The organism is Devosia sp., assembly GCF_039927955.1.
GTDB lineage: Bacteria > Pseudomonadota > Alphaproteobacteria > Rhizobiales > Devosiaceae > Devosia.
The window spans coordinates 18,184-32,485 of the sequence record NZ_JBDSUA010000014.1 but is presented as its reverse complement, the minus strand read 5'-3'; the positions used below and the strand labels follow the sequence as shown (position 1 = coordinate 32,485).

The 14,302-nt window shown below is 61.9% G+C and carries 17 protein-coding genes; 6 read left to right on the top strand and 11 right to left on the bottom strand.

Annotated elements, in window-relative coordinates:
* The 3 genes from rnhA to ispH form a co-directional block, all read right to left on the bottom strand.
* Positions 1–333, bottom strand: a 333-nt coding sequence (gene rnhA, locus ABIT12_RS05280) for a ribonuclease HI (protein WP_348041892.1), incomplete at its 3' end; no start/stop codon positions are given.
* Positions 330–854 (bottom strand): GNAT family N-acetyltransferase, encoded by a 525-nt coding sequence (locus ABIT12_RS05275; protein WP_348041891.1) that lies wholly within the window; start codon positions 852–854, stop codon positions 330–332. The genes ABIT12_RS05275 and rnhA, both read right to left, overlap by 4 nt.
* Complete coding sequence (gene ispH / locus ABIT12_RS05270; RefSeq protein ID WP_348041890.1) at positions 851–1,822, bottom strand: 4-hydroxy-3-methylbut-2-enyl diphosphate reductase; 972 nt, start codon at positions 1,820–1,822, stop codon at positions 851–853. Before ispH ends, ABIT12_RS05275 begins: the two co-directional genes overlap by 4 nt.
* Before the next feature lie 100 nt (positions 1,823–1,922).
* Between ispH and ABIT12_RS05265 the strand changes: the two genes are divergently transcribed.
* From ABIT12_RS05265 to ABIT12_RS05250, 4 genes are all read left to right on the top strand, one after another.
* Complete coding sequence (locus ABIT12_RS05265; protein ID WP_348041889.1) at positions 1,923–4,211, top strand: putative PEP-binding protein; 2,289 nt, start codon at positions 1,923–1,925, stop codon at positions 4,209–4,211.
* A 54-nt stretch (positions 4,212–4,265) separates the two neighbouring features.
* Positions 4,266–4,838, top strand: a complete 573-nt coding sequence (locus tag ABIT12_RS05260; protein ID WP_348041888.1) for a hypothetical protein — start codon at positions 4,266–4,268, stop codon at positions 4,836–4,838.
* Between the two features lie 4 nt (positions 4,839–4,842).
* Positions 4,843–5,088 carry a hypothetical protein gene (locus ABIT12_RS05255; RefSeq protein WP_348041887.1) on the top strand — a complete coding sequence of 82 codons (246 nt, stop codon included), beginning with the start codon at positions 4,843–4,845 and terminating at the stop codon, positions 5,086–5,088.
* A gap of 376 nt (positions 5,089–5,464) precedes the next feature.
* Positions 5,465–6,511: a cell wall hydrolase gene (locus tag ABIT12_RS05250; protein ID WP_348041886.1), complete on the top strand. Its 1,047-nt coding sequence runs from the start codon at positions 5,465–5,467 to the stop codon at positions 6,509–6,511.
* Between the two features lies 1 nt (position 6,512).
* On the opposite strand, the gene ABIT12_RS05245 is transcribed toward ABIT12_RS05250, so the two are convergent.
* The 3 genes from ABIT12_RS05245 to ABIT12_RS05235 form a co-directional block, all read right to left on the bottom strand.
* A complete protein-coding gene (locus tag ABIT12_RS05245; RefSeq protein ID WP_348041885.1) occupies positions 6,513–7,010 on the bottom strand; it encodes a hypothetical protein in 498 nt (165 codons plus the stop codon).
* Between the two features lie 182 nt (positions 7,011–7,192).
* Complete coding sequence (locus tag ABIT12_RS05240) at positions 7,193–7,801, bottom strand: HD family hydrolase (protein WP_348041884.1); 609 nt, start codon at positions 7,799–7,801, stop codon at positions 7,193–7,195.
* 68 nt (positions 7,802–7,869) lie between these two features.
* Positions 7,870–8,703, bottom strand: a complete 834-nt coding sequence (locus ABIT12_RS05235; RefSeq protein WP_348041883.1) for a folate-binding protein — start codon at positions 8,701–8,703, stop codon at positions 7,870–7,872.
* A gap of 66 nt (positions 8,704–8,769) precedes the next feature.
* Here ABIT12_RS05235 and ABIT12_RS05230 point away from each other — a divergent pair, with 66 nt between their 5' ends.
* Positions 8,770–10,101 (top strand): dihydroorotase, encoded by a 1,332-nt coding sequence (locus ABIT12_RS05230; protein ID WP_348041882.1) that lies wholly within the window; start codon positions 8,770–8,772, stop codon positions 10,099–10,101.
* Here the strand turns inward: ABIT12_RS05230 and ABIT12_RS05225 are convergent, their stop codons facing one another.
* The 3 genes from ABIT12_RS05225 to ABIT12_RS05215 all read right to left on the bottom strand — a co-directional run bounded on the left by ABIT12_RS05225 (position 10,102) and on the right by ABIT12_RS05215 (position 11,292).
* Positions 10,102–10,380, bottom strand: a complete 279-nt coding sequence (locus tag ABIT12_RS05225) for a hypothetical protein (RefSeq protein WP_348041881.1) — start codon at positions 10,378–10,380, stop codon at positions 10,102–10,104. It lies immediately after the preceding gene.
* Positions 10,381–10,486: 106 nt separating this feature from the next.
* Positions 10,487–10,858: a TIGR02301 family protein gene (locus ABIT12_RS05220; RefSeq protein WP_348063302.1), complete on the bottom strand. Its 372-nt coding sequence runs from the start codon at positions 10,856–10,858 to the stop codon at positions 10,487–10,489.
* Positions 10,859–10,893: 35 nt separating this feature from the next.
* Positions 10,894–11,292 carry an NUDIX domain-containing protein gene (locus ABIT12_RS05215; protein ID WP_348041879.1) on the bottom strand — a complete coding sequence of 133 codons (399 nt, stop codon included), beginning with the start codon at positions 11,290–11,292 and terminating at the stop codon, positions 10,894–10,896.
* A 64-nt stretch (positions 11,293–11,356) separates the two neighbouring features.
* Between ABIT12_RS05215 and ABIT12_RS05210 the strand changes: the two genes are divergently transcribed.
* Complete coding sequence (locus ABIT12_RS05210) at positions 11,357–12,085, top strand: SOS response-associated peptidase (protein WP_348041878.1); 729 nt, start codon at positions 11,357–11,359, stop codon at positions 12,083–12,085.
* Positions 12,086–12,089: 4 nt separating this feature from the next.
* On the opposite strand, the gene ABIT12_RS05205 is transcribed toward ABIT12_RS05210, so the two are convergent.
* Together ABIT12_RS05205 and ABIT12_RS05200 are read right to left on the bottom strand one after the other, a co-directional pair.
* Positions 12,090–12,650, bottom strand: a complete 561-nt coding sequence (locus tag ABIT12_RS05205) for a hemerythrin domain-containing protein (protein ID WP_348041877.1) — start codon at positions 12,648–12,650, stop codon at positions 12,090–12,092.
* Positions 12,651–12,766: 116 nt separating this feature from the next.
* Positions 12,767–14,179, bottom strand: coding sequence for an FAD-binding oxidoreductase (locus ABIT12_RS05200; protein ID WP_348041876.1), 1,413 nt, complete (start codon positions 14,177–14,179; stop codon positions 12,767–12,769).
* Between the last annotated feature and the right edge of the window lie 123 nt (positions 14,180–14,302).

Here is a 14,302-nt window from a genome sequence, read left to right as displayed (position 1 = left end):
GGTCGCCTCGTCCAGCGCTTGCCACAGCTCTAGATTTTTCACCGGCTTCTTGTCGGCGGTCTTCCAGCCGTTCTTCTTCCAGCCATGCATCCAGCTCTGCACGCCATTCTTGACGTATTGGCTGTCGGTATGCAGCTCGACGGTGCAGGGGCGCTTGAGCGCGTTGAGCGCTTCGATCGCCGCGGTCAGCTCCATCTTGTTATTGGTCGTCAGCTGCTCGCCGCCCTTGAGCTCGCGCGTCTTGTCGCCATACTGCAAGATGGCGCCCCAGCCGCCGGGGCCGGGATTGCCCGAACAGGCCCCGTCGGTATGGATGATAACCGTGTCACTCATGCCGCTAGTTGACCTTTATGCATGATGTGAAATTGCGTCTGCTGCCCGTGGTCCGCGCCCACATGTGTGCGCACCATGCCGATCTTGGTCAGCACCGCCAGCGACGGCGCATTGCGCACATCGGCAAAGCCGAGGAAGTACATCCAGTCCGTTTCGCGAAAGATCCAGTCGCGCAGCGCACTTGCCGCCTCGGTCGCATAGCCGTTGCCGTGAAATTGGGGGAACATGGCATAGCCGATTTCCGGCTCGCCCCGTTCGCCATGTAGGCCAAACCCGGCGCGGCCCACCAGGACGCCGTCGCTCTTGCGCCGCACCCGCAGCTTGCCCATGCGCTGGCTGGCGAAGTTATCCACCCACAGTGCGATCCGCGCGACGCATTCTGCGCGGGTCCACGGCGAGCCGTCGCCCTTGAGGTAGCGCGACACATCCGGATTGCCATGCAGGCGCAGCAGGTCATCGACCTGGTCCATCTGCCAGCCGCCCAGCACCAGCCGCTCGGTTTCGATCAGGTCGAGAGTCACCGTGCGACCGCAGCTTCGATCGTGCGCAGTTCGCGCGGAATGTTGAAGGCGATGTTCTCGCGCGCGGTGACGCGGGCCTCGACCTTGATCTCGTAGCGCTGGGCGAAGGCTTCGATCACCTCATCGACCAGCTTCTCGGGCGCCGAGGCGCCAGCGGAGACGCCAAGTGTGCGGATACCTTCGAACCGGCTCCAGTCGATCTCGGAGGCGCGGTCGACCAGCATCGAGATTTTGCAGCCAGCGCGTTCGGCCACTTCCACTAGGCGCAGCGAATTGGAGGAATTGGGCGAGCCGACCACGATCATCGCGTCGACCTCAGGCGCCACCGCCTTGATGGCTTCCTGCCGGTTGGTGGTGGCGTAGCAGATGTCTTCCTTGTGCGGCCCGTTGATGGCGGGAAAACGCGCCTGCAGGGCCATGACAATCTCGCGGGTATCATCGACCGACAGGGTGGTCTGGGTGACGAAGGCCAGCGTCTGTGGATCGCGCGGGGTGAAGGTGGCCACATCCGCGACGGTTTCGATCAGCGAAATCGCGCCCTGCGGCAATTGGCCCATGGTGCCGATCACTTCGGGGTGACCCTTGTGACCGATCAAAACGATTTCGTGGCCTTCGGCAAAATGGCGCTGTGCCTCGACATGCACTTTGGAGACGAGCGGGCAGGTGGCGTCGAGGAAGAACATATTGCGGGTTTTGGCATCGGCGGGCACGCTTTTGGGCACGCCATGGGCCGAAAACACCACCGGGGCGCCGGTATCGGGGATTTCATCGAGTTCTTCGACAAAAACCGCGCCTTTGTCGCGCAAGCCATCGACCACGTATTTGTTGTGAACAATGGCGTGGCGCACATAAACCGGCGCGCCATATTTCTCCAGCGCCAGCTCCACGATCTGGATGGCGCGGTCGACGCCCGCGCAAAATCCACGTGGCGCACACAGCAGGATGTCAAGTTGTGGCCGTTTTTCCATATCACTTCAGATGCTTTCTAGGGCTCGCCAAGTCAAGTCTTGTTGCTCCCGGACCCTGGCATGGGCATTATGACCTGGCTGGAAATTAAAGGACTGAACGGTGAGCTTGGCCCAGGAAATGTTTGCGATCGCCCCGGCCACGGGGAAAGCAAACCTGTCCGCCGCCCAGCTCAAGCTGCTGACTGGCAAATCGCGCTGGATTTACCGCGTTGGCGAGGCTGGGTTTCCCACCGTTCCAACCATCGCCATCACCCGCACCGCCTGGGATGGACTGCAGGCGGAACGCGCCAAAAAGGACAGCCGCCTGCGCACCCATTGGGTTGCGTGCCTGTTCAAGCTGGTCGGCGCCGATGGCAAGCCGCCGCAACTGGTGGTGCGTACCTCCGCTGCCGCCCACAATGGCGGGCTGATGCCGGCCAAGGTCGGCATCGCCGCGCCCAGCAGCGAAGAGGACTCGGTCGATCCGGCGCGGCCGCTGGCCCGGGCGATCAAGAACGCTTTCGACAGCTATGGCTTTTCCAACATCACCTGGACCGGGCCGCGCTCGGAGGAGGACCGGGCGCGCCAGATAGTGCTGGTGCAGGCCACCGCAGATGGCGATCTGGAGCAGTTCCTCACCCGCAATGCCACCTCCGGCGCGTTGGGACCGGGCCCGCTCAATGGCGCGCCGCTGCCGCGACTGCCCGAATCGGTCAATGCGCTGGTCAGCCTGCTCGATGCCAAGGCGGGGCGGCATATGGAGTGCCTCGTGGCGGTCAAGCGCGGCAATGTGCAGTTTTTGTCGGCACGGCCGATCCAGGCGACAGCAGCTGCCGAGCTTGAGGCTGCCGTGGATCGGGTATCGCGCAAGGTGTGGACGGCGCAGAACGCCGTGTCGCGGGTCGATCCGGCGCGCATGGCGCAATTGCTGCATCCCCGGCTGCGCTCCAATGATGGGGTGAAGCCGATCGCCACTGGTCTTGGTGTCTCGCCGGGCGCCGCCAGCGGCGTCGTGGTGTTCACGCCCGAAGATGCCGCGCGCATCCATGCCCGCGGCAAGCATTGCATCCTGGTGGTGACGGAAACCGGTCCCGCCGACATCGAAGGCATGAAGGCCGCGACCGGGATTTTGACAGCGCGCGGCGGCATGTCGAGCCATGCCGGCGTGATCGCCCGCATTACCGGCAAGCCCTGCGTCGCCGGCGTACGCACGCTGTCGGTGGATGTGGCCGACATGTCGTGCCGTATCGGCGACCGCGAATTCCGCGCCGGGGACCGGTTGACCATCGATGGTACGGACGGCAGCGTCTATGTGGGGACCCTGCCATTGGCGCAGCCCCATATCGGTGGCGCCATCGGCACGCTGCTCGGCTGGTCCGATGCCAGCCGCACCATTGCCGTGCGCGCCAACGCCGAAACCGTGGAATCGGCCAAGACCGCCCTGAGCTTTGGGGCCCAGGGGATTGGCCTGGCCCGTTCCGAGCACATGTTTTTCTCACCCGAGCGCATGGTGGCGCTGCGGCGCATGATCCTGTCGGAAGATGAAGATGATCGGATGCGCGCCGTCAACGGGCTGGTGGACTTCCAGACCGGGGACTATTCGGCGCTGTTTTCGACCATGAAGGGCCTGCCGGTGAATGTGCGCCTGTTCGATCCGCCATTGCATGAATTCCTGCCGCGCACCGACGAGGATATCGACGATACGGCCGCCTCGTTGGGCCTGGCCGTCCGGGCTTTGCGGCTGCGGCTCGATCGCATTGCCGAGGTCAACCCGATGCTGGGCCATCGCGGCGTGCGGCTCGCCATCACCTATCCTGAAATCTTGCAGATGCAGATGCAGGCAGCGATGGCCGGTGCCCGCGCCGCCGCTGAAACCCAATCGGAACCGGTGATTGTAGAGATCATGGTGCCGTTCGTGTCGACGGCGACCGAAGTTCGATTCGTGCGCGACAAGGTCAATGCCATTGTTGCCCATTCGGGGCTGGCGCGGTCGGAGCGGATCAAGATTTCCTTTGGCACCATGATCGAACTGCCGCGCGCCTGCCTGCGTGCTGGCGATATTGCCCAGATGGTGGATTTCTTCTCGTTTGGCACCAACGATCTGACCCAGACCACGTTCGGCATTTCCCGCGACGATGCGCCGACGTTTCTCGCTGCCTATCAGCGCAAGGGCATTTATGAAAACGACCCCTTCGTCACCATCGACGAAAAGGGCGTGGGCGAATTGATCGGCGAGGCGATCAAGCGTGGACGCGCCAAGAACCCGACGCTCAAGATCGGCATCTGTGGCGAGCATGCCGGCGATCCGGCTTCGCTCAAGTTCTTTGCTGGGCTGGGCGTCGACTACGTCAGTTGCTCGCCCTATCGCGTGCCGGTAGCACGGCTGACATTGGCCCAATCCGCGGCTTAAACTGTGGCGCAAGAAGCCCTATATAGGGGCAAGCGCCTGCAAAGGGGCGCAGGGATGGAGACTTTCGCCACTGTGAAAACCTTGTCGGCTCTGGCGTTTTTGCCGCTGCTGTTGCTTGCGCCCTCAACCGCGATCGCCCAGGAGGGGCCGGCGCTTTGTGCGTCCATGGCCAACGATACCGAGCGGCTGACCTGCTACGATGGACTGTTCCGCCCAGTCGATCCCGTTGCCGGTACAATGGCGGTGGTATTCAGCTCCGAACAGGATATTTCGGCTTACCCCAGCGGACGGGCGCCGGCGACCATGACGGTGAATTGTGCTGCGGGCAAACTCAGCGTCGCCTTTGCTTTTGCCGGCCATACGCTATCGGCAACCGGCAAGGATTCAGGGATAACCTTGCAGCCCGATGTGCAACCGGCGCGCACCACGACGCTGCCGGTGTCGCCGGACAATCTCTCCATGCTGATCAATGGCAATGGTGCTGTCGGCGCGTTTCTGGATACGCTGCAAGGCGCCACCAATCTGTCGGTCCGCACCACGCCGTTTAGCTACCGCTCGCTCTCGGTGCGGTTTCGCGTCGATGGCGCGGCGGCGCAGGTCGCTCCCATTCGGTCAGCCTGCGAGTAGGGCGATGAACACACCCAATCCAAAATTGATCGTCGTGCTGGCCTTCGATGCCGGCGAGGATGGTGTGCTTGGTCCAGCCATAGACCCGATGCAGTTCGAAACTGAAGACCGCGCCAAGCGCTTCGCCCGCGATCTGTCGAGCAAGCATGCCGGGGTCATCGCCTGGTCGCGTACCGCCGATCCGGATCTGGGCGAGTTTGGCGATCCGGTCGAACTGGTTCGCTATGGCGAAGTGCCGGATTTAGAATAGGGCGGTGGCATTGGATGGTGACGATCTAGGCCACCCACAAGCCCGGCACCTCCCCTCGATGGGGAGGCTGGGAGGGGTGATGAGAGGCACGATATGGTGGCTCACCCACCCCCACCCTTGCTCCCTCCCCATAAGGGGGAGGGTGTCGACTGCAATATCGAGACAGAATCCCAGCAAAACGGCCTGCCCCTTGGTTTTGGCAGTTAACCCTGCATTTTCGGCCTGATGTAACTAAAGGCCCGCAATCCGGCCATTCCAGCGTTTCGCCATCCGCGTTTACGCGCTGCTAACCCTAATAGCGCATCATCACAGTGTCGGCTTTCTAGCGTCATTTTTGCCGACGATTAGTTTTGTTGCGTTGAGTTGAGTAGCGTTTATGGCCCTTCTACACCGGTCGGTCGTGCACCAGCACGCCGCCAGAGCGGCTCGTCGGCACCATCCTGTCGCCAGGACACTGGCACTGGGACTGTTCGTTGCCCTGGGCTATGCCAGCCTCACCGGCGCGGCAGTTGGCCCGTCGTCCGGCCCATTGGGCGAACTGGGGCTTGTGGTCCCGCCACCCGATCAGGCCAGTATCCATTATTCCGGCACCGACGCCATCATTACCGGCTCCGTTGGCAATCTGTTTGAAACCGGCAGCTTCTCCGGTCCCAACCGGGCCGAAAAGACCGACCGCTACAAGCCGCAGATCGACGTCGCCAGCTTTTCGCAGGGCTTTGAGGCTGCGCGCCTGCAACTGGCATCCCTGCGCTCCGGCCCATCCGATCCAACGCTGCCGGGTCAGTCGCACGTCGCTGATAGTGGCAAGCTGCCCAATCCCGAAGGCGAGGGCCCCCGCATGTCCGTCGCGGCGATCGATCCGAGCGCGATCGGTGCCCTCAACGCCATCGACGCGCTGGCGCCGCAAGGCAACGCCCCAACGCCGATGCGGCCCTCCGAACAGCTTGCTTATGCCCGCGCCATCGCGCCGGTCACCGGCGACTATGCCACCGGCAACGCCGTGGTGGTGTCCGACAAGGAATTGTGGTGCCTAGCGACGGCGATCTATTTTGAAGCGCGCGGCGAAAGCTATCGTGGTCAGGTGGCGGTGGCGCAGGTGGTGATGAACCGCACCAAGCACCGGCTCTATCCCAGCACAATTTGCGGCGTGGTGTTCCAGAACCAGTCACAGCGCAACGCCTGCCAGTTCTCCTTCGCCTGCGATGGCATTCCAGAGGTCGTGACCGACCGCACTGCCTGGAAGCAGGCGCAGGACATCGCCGTCAAAGTCACCGACGGCGAATTGTACCTGACTGAAGTGGAAGATGCGACGCACTATCACGCCACTTACGTCAGCCCCGATTGGGCGCCTCGCATGCACAAGATCACCCAGATCGGCATGCACGTATTCTATCGCTTCAAGCGCGGCTGGCTGTTCGGCTAAATCAGCAGACGGTCGAATATTTGCCAATGATGCAGCTAACATCGCCATTGCTGATGACACGGCCGGTGCTGGTCTTGAGATAGATCGTCGAAGACGCTGCATCATGCGCGAGCAGCATCCAGCCAGTCGGACCCCAGAACGACAGCATACCCGCCTGGGTATCGTGCTTATTTTCTACGCCCGGATAGCTGACGTTCGACGAGGTCAAAACGTCGGTGGAATAGGTGCCAGTGGAGGTGGTGATCAAGTCCACATAGCTGACATGGCCGCGCTCGACCTTCTTGATCCGGGCAATGCCGAGCGGCGCCGTCGAGACGGTACTATCGATCGTGAAATCCTGGCTGCCAAGGTGCAGCAGCTTTGATGCGTCAAACCCCTGTGGACCCGGCTCATCGGCGAAAACCGGAATGATGTTAGCCGCCGCCAGCACCAGAAAACCGACGCCACAGGCGACGGCGAAATTCACCCCAAGCAGCAGGCGTCGGATGGTCTTGCTCATGACTGTGTCCCGGAATGAAGCGGTTATCGATCAAGCGTTAAGGCTTTATCAACCATCCGGGGTAGCCAGGCAAAGCGCATTGTAGATTAGCGTTAATCTGCACAGGCCCAAAGCATTCGGGCTGGGCCGTACAGTTCAGCGCGATCGGATTGTGACAGTGTAATTGCCTGAAAACCCCGGCTTTACAGCAGTGCGCTCAGTTCTTCGAAGGCCGCAACGAAGCGATCATGCGCCTCGCGCGTCGGCCAGGGCCGGATCAGGCGGTTGAACTCTTCCAGATCAAATTCAGGCAGGCTGGGCTCGCCGAAAAACTTGCGCGCTTCTTCCGCTGCGAACCCGGCGAGGTGAACTGCTTCAAAATACGCCGCTTCCCGATCGGCTTTCTTGATTTGCTTGACCAGGGTTGCCGGCGGCATGGCTGACAGCGAAAAGCGCAGATGGATCGCCCCGAGCAGGCGGTTCTCGACGTCCTTGTAATTGCCGCCCATCGCCGCCTTGAACGGCGAGATAATGTCGCCCATCACGTATTCGGGGGCATCATGGAGCAGGGCATGCAGCAACTGCGCCGGGGTCGCGTCGGGATTGTGTTCGTTGAACAGATCGAGCACCAGCACCGAATGCTGCGCCACCGAGAACGGATAATCGCCCTGCGTCTGGCCGTTCCAGCGTGCCACGCGCGCCAGCCCATGGGCAATGTCGCTCAACTCGACATCAAGCGGGGAAGGATCGAGAATATCGAGCCGCCTGCCGGACAACATGCGTTGCCAGGCGCGGTCTTTTCCGCGTGCCATGATGTGCCCCCATTTCAAGCCTGTTGAAAAGCCTAGATGCCGGGCAGCGATTCTTCAAACGATCGCGATCATGCTTCTTCGGCGCTGGATTCGCCCAACAGGTAAGATGCCCAGACTGGACGCTCGAACTCCACCTTCTGGTCACCAACGGTTGCAGCTATGCCAGGCCCGAAGCGATCGAGCCGGATGATGGCGATAGCGATATCGTCAACCACGCGCCCTATGCTGCCGCTGTCGCGCCCGTCAGCAAGCACTGCGCTTCCTGCCGCAGCATTGACGCCGTGTACGATGACTGGACGGCGGCGGGCAGTACCGCGGTGTTTCATCCGGCTGACCACTTCCTGGCCGACATAGCAGCCCTTTTCGAAGTCGATGCCGTCAAGCAGGTCCATGCCGATGTCATGGGCAAACGTCGTGTCCGGCGCGAAGTCTTCCCCCAGTATGGCAAAACCTGCCTCGATACGGATGCGGGCATAGTCGTCGTCATTCTGAACCCAGGCCGCGCTGGCTTCGACAGTATCGATGACCCGATAACCGATATCGACAGGACCATAGCGGTCGCCATGGACAGTGCCGGCAGGCGGCTCGGCATCTATGGCCCAGCCCACGCGATGGGTCGCCCGCAAATCGTCGATCACGACGCTGGCGCGAAGTCGATACAAGCGCATGCGCTTGAAAAAATCGTCGGCCACTGAATCATGAACGTCGATCCACAGCCCTTCGGGCGTCCAGCCAACCAGGCCATCTGCCAGGATTTTGCCTTGCGGTGAAAGCAGCGCCCACCAGGCTGCCATCTCGCCTTCGGTGGGGACCGGACCGGTCACCACATCATTGAGCAGCTTGTGTGCATCCGGCCCCGAAAATCGGAATACGGCGCGGTTGGCACGCAAAGATATGGTCATGTTCGCTTGCCCCTCAGGCCCACCATCCGTAAAACCGCCTTAGGCACTGGCGGCGGGACCAAAGACATGGCGCACTACGACGTGATTTTCAAGAACGGCACGCTGGTCAATCATGATGGCGAGGGTCTGAGCAATATCGGCGTCCGCAATGGGCGGATCGTCGCCATCGGCGCGCTTGCCGAACACACTGCCGATCAGACCGTCGATTGCATCGGCCTGCATATCCTGCCCGGCGTCATCGATACGCAAGTGCATTTCCGCGAACCCGGCCTGACCCACAAGGAAGACCTCGAATCGGGGTCGCTCTCGGCGGTGATGGGCGGCGTTACCGGCGTGTTCGAGATGCCCAATACCAATCCGCTGACCACCAGCCGCGCCACCTTCGACGACAAGATCGCCCGTGCCACCCGTCGCATGCATTGCGATTTCGCCTTTTATGTCGGCGGAACGCATGAGAATGTCGGCGAACTGGCGGCGCTGGAAAAGCTGCCGGGCTGCGCTGGGGTCAAGGTGTTCATGGGATCGTCCACCGGCTCGCTGCTGGTAGCCGATGACGACGGAGTCGAAAACATCCTGCGCGCCATTTCGCGCCGGGCCGCGTTCCATTCCGAGGACGAATATCGGCTCGAAGAGCGCAAGCACCTGCGCGTACCTGGTGATCCGTCGTCGCATCCGGTGTGGCGCGACCCGGAAGCGGCTTTGCGTTCGACCAAGCGGCTGGTTGGCCTGGCGCGCAAGACCGGCAAGCGCATCCACGTGCTCCACATCTCGACCGGCGAGGAAATGCTGTACCTGGCCGACCACAAGGACGTTGCCAGCGTTGAGGTAACGCCGCATCATCTGACCCTGGACGAAACCGCCTATGCGCGGCTGGGCACCTATGCGCAGATGAACCCGCCGATCCGCAATGCCGCGCATCGCGAGATGATCTGGGCCGGTGTCAGCAATGGCGTCGCTGATATTCTGGGGTCCGATCACGCGCCTCACACGCGCGAGGAAAAGGACCACGCCTATCCGGCCAGCCATTCCGGCATGACCGGCGTGCAGACGCTGGTGCCGACCATGCTCGACCACGTCAATGCCGGAAAACTCAGCCTGGCGCGGTTCGTGGATATGTCGAGCCATGGCCCCAACCGGCTGTTCGGCATCGCCAATAAGGGCCGCATCGCCGTCGGCTACGATGCCGATTTCACCATTGTAGATCTCAAGCGCCGCGAGACCATCACCAATGAGTGGGTGAAGTCGCGCGCCGGCTGGACGCCTTATGACGGGGTGACAGTAACCGGCTGGCCAGTGGGCACCATTGTGCGCGGCAATATGGTGATGTGGCAGGGAGAACTGGTGACGCCATCGACCGGCCAGCCGATGCGGTTCCTTGAAGCGCTGCCTGCTGCCTGATTACTGCAGCACGCGATCCAGATTATATTCGCCGGCGCGGATGCGGTCGGGCATCAGTTCCATCAGCGCCGCGGTGGCTTCGTCCCCATGCGCTTTGACGAACGTGGCCAGCGCCGCAAACAGCGACGCATGCGCCAATGCCTGGCTGTCGATTCCTTCATCCTCGGCGGTGTTCCAGGCCTCGGCCAGATACTCAAGCGCGAGCTGACGCTCGCTCTGGTCGCGTTCCATAGTGCCGAGGGCGGCGGTGGAGGAGAACATGGGTTTAATGACGCTCATGAAAGCTGGGTAGCATGCGATTTAGCGCTCGGCGCGGAAGAAGTCACTCAAAGGTTAACGTTCGGGCGGTGATTGTAAACAGCTGTGGGAAATCTGCCGCGCTGGCCTATTCGGCAAAGCGCGCATGAATTTCGCGCGCGGTCTGCTCGGCCTCGGCCAACAGCCGCGTCAGCGCCTCGAGCGCGCTGGGGGTACAGGTGCGATGAAACCGCGAAAACGCCGCATAACCGCCGTTAAACGCGCCGATCAGCCGTTGCCGGCGATCTTCGTCCGGCTGGTCCAGCGTGATCAGATCATTCATCTGCACGCGCCAGTCGGTGGTTTTGGTTTCGCACAGCGGTTGCAGGAAATACAGGCTCCCCATGATCTCCGACAGCCGTTCCATCTGCTTTTGATACAGCGGATCGATGGCCCAGGCCGGGGTGGCAAGGGCAACGCACAATGCCAGCGGCAGCAACAGGTTCTGGAAAATGCGCAATTTCATATCCGGCAAACTAGCCCTTCTGCTGTTTATCAGTTTCGCTCAAAGAGCGCGAATGCCCTTTCGAGCACCACATCGAGACGCGAGGTGGTGCGCAACGCGCCAATCACATTGGGCGCAATCCATTGATGCGCCTTGATCTCCTCTGACGGCACGATCTCGCCTTCGAACGCCATGCTGGCAAACACCGCAAGCTGGAACTTCTTGTCCTGCCCGAGGGACTGGGTCAGCACCGGCTTGAGGGAATACACCGCCAGCCCCAGCTCTTCCTTGATCTCGCGCTCGGCACATTGCTCGATGGTTTCACCGGGCTCGATGCGACCGCCGGGCAGGGTCCATAAGTGCTGGTAGGGCGCAAAGGCGCGCTGGATCAGCAGCACCTTGCCGCTATGGATCAATGCGACGCTGGCGGCATTTGCTATAGGGGACATCAGCGTTCCATTGTGATTCTCAGGGGCTAACACTACCTGTAATCGCACCAGGCAGGAGGCAAACATGTGCGGACGTTACGCTGTGACCCTGCCACCCGAAATGATGACCGAGCTGTTCAAGCTGCTCAATGCCGTAGATCTGGTGCCGCGCTATAATGTGGCGCCGACGCAGCCGATCCCGGTGATCTGGGAGGAATCGGGACGGCGCCTCGGCCATTTTGCCCGCTGGGGCCTGGTGCCGCGCTGGGTCAAGGACCCGCGCGAATTTCCGCTGCTGGTCAATGCCCGCGTCGAGACCATGGCGGAAAAACCCGCCTTCCGCGACACGCTCGAGCACGGCCGCTGCATTATTCCGGCCTCGGGCTACTATGAGTGGCACACCGGGCCGGATAAGGTGAAACAGCCCTATTACATCACTCTCAAGAACGGCGAGCCGATGGCGCTGGCCGGGCTCTATTCGATCTGGTCGGGGCCCGAAGGCGAGGAGGTCGATACCGTCGCCACCATCACCGTGCCGGCCAATCCGGAACTATCAGTGATCCACGACCGGATGCCGGCCATCCTCAAGGGCGAGGCGATCGACCAATGGCTTGACGTGCTCAACGTCCGCGCCGCCGAAGCCTACAAGCTGGCGCGGCCGCTGGGGCCGGGCGAAGTGAATTTTCATCCGGTGTCGACGCGGGTCAATTCGGCGCGGGTCGACGATTCGGGGCTGATTGAGCCAGTGACGGTGCAGAAGCCTGAGCCGGTGAAGAAAAAGGCCTCGGCCGGTGGGCAGTTGGACCTGTTCTGAGACTCTAGACCCCGATCTCGAAATAGCCCAGTGCATCGCCCATGGCATCTTCTTCATAGCCGAGGTGGGACAGCAACACGCGCTCCAGCGCGTGATAGATGTCCTTGGCGGCTTCGAAATTGTCGGCACCGGGTTCGCGCGCCAGCACGTTGAGCGCATCGACCAGCCCAACCAGCAGTTCGTGGACGATGACATGCTCGGCCTGCAGGCGCTCGGCGATCCTGGCAAAGATGTCGCCTTGCTGCGCCAGCGCCGGGAAGATCGCATCGTCTTCGATGGAGTGGTGCGTGTTGACGATCTGGCAGTGCTGACCGCAGAGGTTACCGAAGCGGCGATAGTTGCTGACTATTGCGAGACTGCCGGTTTCGGCTTCGACCTGTTCGACGCTGACTGAGCCGGCTGAGGCGCGCTCGATCAGCTTGCCCAGCGTTTCCATATTGTGGCGCAGATGGTCGTGAATCATCCGCAAGTGCTGGCCGGGCATCTTCTGTGCTTCGGTCAAGCCTTCGAGCTTGGGCGGTGGCGGACGCGTCGCGTCATCGAGAAAAGCAATGTCGAGCAGCATGGTCTGTCCTGAAATTTCGGTGTTGAACCCGAAATGGCCCTGCCAGCCGTGGGTGACAAGACGGCACTTTGAGGAAACCGGCCTCGCCAATGGCACCGTGGAAAAAATAGCGGGCGCTATCCCAGCATCTTCCCCGGGTTCAAAATCCCCTTGGGATCGATCGCCCGCTTAATCGATCGCATCATCTCTAGCGCTACCGGGTCTTTGACCTGGTTGAGCAATTCGCGCTTGAGCTGGCCGATACCGTGTTCGGCGGAAACTGACCCGGCGAGGCGCAGCACAATCTCGTAAATCGCAGCATGCACGGCATCATCCATCGCCATGAACGCCTTGCCATCGGCGCCGATTGGCTGGCTGAAATTGAAGTGGATATTGCCGTCGCCCATGTGTCCGAACGGAACGGCGCGAATGCCGGGCACGATCTTTTCGGCGGCCGGGATGCCTTCGGCGATCAGTTGCGGCACGGCGGCAATCGGCACCGATACGTCGTGCTTGATCGATGCACCTTCGCGCGACTGGCATTCGCTCATCTGCTCGCGGAACGCCCACATGCGAGTGCGATCGGCCAACGATTCGGCCATCACCGCGTTGCTGACCAGCCCGCTTTCAAAGGCGGCTTCCAGCGCATTCTGCAGCGCCCCGGCAAGGCCGCCCTTCATCCGCGAAATCTCGATCAGCGCATACCAGGGCGATGGCCCGGCGGTGGGGTCGCGGTCGATCATGCCGTGGCGCAGTTGGAAATCGAGGCCGATCCAGGGGATCAACTCGAAGGCGTTGAGGCGCGAGCCGGCACGTTCGCGCAGTTGCTGGAACAGCGTCAGCGCCACTGCCGGCGAGGGCACGTTGACCAGCGCGGTTTCGAATTCCTCCGGCTGCGGAAAAATCTTCAACGTCGCCGCGGTGATGATGCCCAGCGTGCCTTCGGCGCCGACGAGCAGGTCCTTGAGGTCGTAGCCGGTATTGTCCTTCTTGAGCGAATTGAGCCCACGATAGAGCCGCCCGTCGGCCAGCACCGCCTCGACCCCCATGCACAGCTCGCGCGCATTGCCGAAGGCCAGCACGTTGACACCGCCTGCATTGGACGACAGCACGCCGCCAATCCGCGCCGAACCCTGCGAGGCGATCCACAGCGGGAACATCACGCCCTCGGCCTCGGCGGCCTTGTGCGCCTCTTCGAGGATCACGCCAGCTTCGGCAATCATGGTGCCGGCAGCGACGTCGATTGAGCGCACCTGATTGAGGCGCGACAGGCTGATGATCACCTCATCGCCCCGCAAGGGCACTTGCGCCCCGACCAGACCGGTATTGCCACCCTGCGGGATCAGCCCCACGCCGTTCTCATTGGCAAAGCGGGCAATGGCCTGCACTTCCTCGACACTGCCCGGCAGCACCACGGCTACTGCCGGGGTGTGAAACCGCTTCCGTGGTTCCTTGAGATAATTGCCCATGGCGGCTGGGTCGACCACCACGTGAGCGGAGCCGACAATAGCGCTGAGCGCGATGATGATCTGGGAGGCGGACAAGGACATACTCGAAGCATAATTGTGCGGCTCGATTGCGGGAAGCGAAACCTTGCCGGGTATGCACCGCTGTGCCACAAACGGTTAAGCCCACGGTGAAAAACTCAGCTCGGCCACCGCTTGCTGGCAGGC

Coding starts and splice junctions, on each gene's coding strand:
- ABIT12_RS05205 (WP_348041877.1), bottom strand. CDS start 12,650: ATGCTGCTCGACATTGCTTTTCTCGATGACGCGACGCGTCCGCCACCG.
- ABIT12_RS05250 (WP_348041886.1), top strand. CDS start 5,465: ATGGCCCTTCTACACCGGTCGGTCGTGCACCAGCACGCCGCCAGAGCG.
- ABIT12_RS05200 (WP_348041876.1), bottom strand. CDS start 14,179: ATGTCCTTGTCCGCCTCCCAGATCATCATCGCGCTCAGCGCTATTGTC.
- ABIT12_RS05245 (WP_348041885.1), bottom strand. CDS start 7,010: ATGAGCAAGACCATCCGACGCCTGCTGCTTGGGGTGAATTTCGCCGTC.
- ABIT12_RS05235 (WP_348041883.1), bottom strand. CDS start 8,703: ATGACCATATCTTTGCGTGCCAACCGCGCCGTATTCCGATTTTCGGGG.
- ABIT12_RS05255 (WP_348041887.1), top strand. CDS start 4,843: ATGAACACACCCAATCCAAAATTGATCGTCGTGCTGGCCTTCGATGCC.
- ABIT12_RS05225 (WP_348041881.1), bottom strand. CDS start 10,380: ATGAGCGTCATTAAACCCATGTTCTCCTCCACCGCCGCCCTCGGCACT.
- ABIT12_RS05210 (WP_348041878.1), top strand. CDS start 11,357: ATGTGCGGACGTTACGCTGTGACCCTGCCACCCGAAATGATGACCGAG.
- ABIT12_RS05215 (WP_348041879.1), bottom strand. CDS start 11,292: ATGTCCCCTATAGCAAATGCCGCCAGCGTCGCATTGATCCATAGCGGC.
- ABIT12_RS05240 (WP_348041884.1), bottom strand. CDS start 7,801: ATGGCACGCGGAAAAGACCGCGCCTGGCAACGCATGTTGTCCGGCAGG.
- ABIT12_RS05230 (WP_348041882.1), top strand. CDS start 8,770: ATGGCGCACTACGACGTGATTTTCAAGAACGGCACGCTGGTCAATCAT.
- ispH (WP_348041890.1), bottom strand. CDS start 1,822: ATGGAAAAACGGCCACAACTTGACATCCTGCTGTGTGCGCCACGTGGA.
- ABIT12_RS05260 (WP_348041888.1), top strand. CDS start 4,266: ATGGAGACTTTCGCCACTGTGAAAACCTTGTCGGCTCTGGCGTTTTTG.